This is a genomic window from Joostella sp. CR20 (genome assembly GCF_038433465.1).
In the GTDB taxonomy this organism is placed as follows: Bacteria; Bacteroidota; Bacteroidia; order Flavobacteriales; family Flavobacteriaceae; genus Galbibacter.
Map to the genome: position 1 here is coordinate 1 of NZ_JAESVF010000030.1, position 1389 is coordinate 1389.

2 protein-coding genes are annotated in these 1389 nt (G+C 31.5%); both read right to left on the minus strand.

The window, feature by feature from the left end; translation table 11 throughout:
• Window positions 1–49 precede the first annotated feature (49 nt).
• The gene (locus JMA43_RS13900; RefSeq protein WP_342157313.1) at window positions 50–901 is read right to left on the minus strand and encodes an IS3 family transposase; all 852 of its coding nucleotides are present in this window, start codon (window positions 899–901) and stop codon (window positions 50–52) included.
• Between the two features lie 14 nt (window positions 902–915).
• The gene (locus tag JMA43_RS13905) at window positions 916–1350 is read right to left on the minus strand and encodes a transposase (protein WP_342157314.1); all 435 of its coding nucleotides are present in this window, start codon (window positions 1348–1350) and stop codon (window positions 916–918) included.
• Between the last annotated feature and the right edge of the window lie 39 nt (window positions 1351–1389).

Consider the following 1389-nt stretch of genomic DNA (forward strand, 5'->3'; position numbering starts at 1 on the left):
TGACTAGTCCTAAAAAATCGATACAGATTTATTAGATAAAAATAATTAATTAAACACTTGCAAAAACGTTTTTGCAAGTGTTTTTTGATTTATAGATTTTCATTTTCAAAGTGTATTGCTGATGCATTTGATTTGGTGTAAGCATATGATTGGAATAATGGGGTCTTTTTTCATTATAGATTTCAACAGTTTCTTTTATGATTTGTTTCATAATTGGTAAATTTTTATGGTATTTATCAATGTTGAATTCTTGTTTTAAAATACCATTAATTCTTTCTGCCACAGCATTTTCATATGGATCAGAATTTTGTGTCATACTTGGTTTTATTCTGTTTTTACTCAGTACTTTTTGATACTCATTGGCACAATATTGAAGCCCTCGATCCGAATGATGTATTAAAATTAAATCCTTATTTTTTCTTTGTTTTATAGCCAATCTTAATGCTACCAAACTACTTTCCGTATTTAGATTATCAGATACATTATAACCAACTATCTTCTTAGAATACGCATCGGTTATTAAACTCAGATAACAAGGTTTTTCTCTTTTCCCTATATAAGTGATATCAGATACCCAAACTTGTTCTGGCTTGTTAATCTCTAAATCTACTATTTGATTATTGTATTTTCTAAAACGATGATGTGAGTTTGTTGTAATATGATACGAACGTTTTGGGATAATGAGCAAATGATTGGCTCTAAGAATGTCTATAAATTTATCTCTACCGATTTTTAATGCCTTTAAGTCTTGATACAGTAAATAATACAACTTCTTAGCTCCAATTCTTGGCATTTGTTGTCTAATCTTTAAAACCATATCAACAACTAACCGAGCCTTGTTTTGCTTGTTAAAACGACGCTTTATCTTTCTGTAATAAACCTGTCTATCTATCCCGAACAAAGTACAGGCAAACGTTATTGTTTGTTGTTCTTTTTCTTTAAAATGGTCGATTGTTCGGGAGGTGAGTTTTTTCGTATGTCGATTTTGTACTCTTGTTCAGCAATATCAATCATCATATCAAAGATGATGGCTTTTTTATCAGCCACAAAAGCTTGCCTTTCTAAAAGCGCTTTTTGTTTTTCTAATAATTTAACTTGAGCTTCAAGTTCCATTATCTTTTGTTCGGGTGACTTTGGCATGTTGGTTGGGTTTTGATTCTCCCAATCAAAGTTACCAAATTTTCTTAGCCAACTTAAAACAGTTCCATGACTTTGAATGCCATATTGTTTGCGTACTTGAGTAATGGTCGCTCTTCCTTGCTCTACTTCTTGAACAACTTGAAGTTTTAAAGACATTGAATAGTCTTTCTGGGTGCGCTTTACATAGCGACTTCCTTGATAGTTTTCCATAACGATGAAATTTGTGTATCGCTATTTCAGGACAAGACA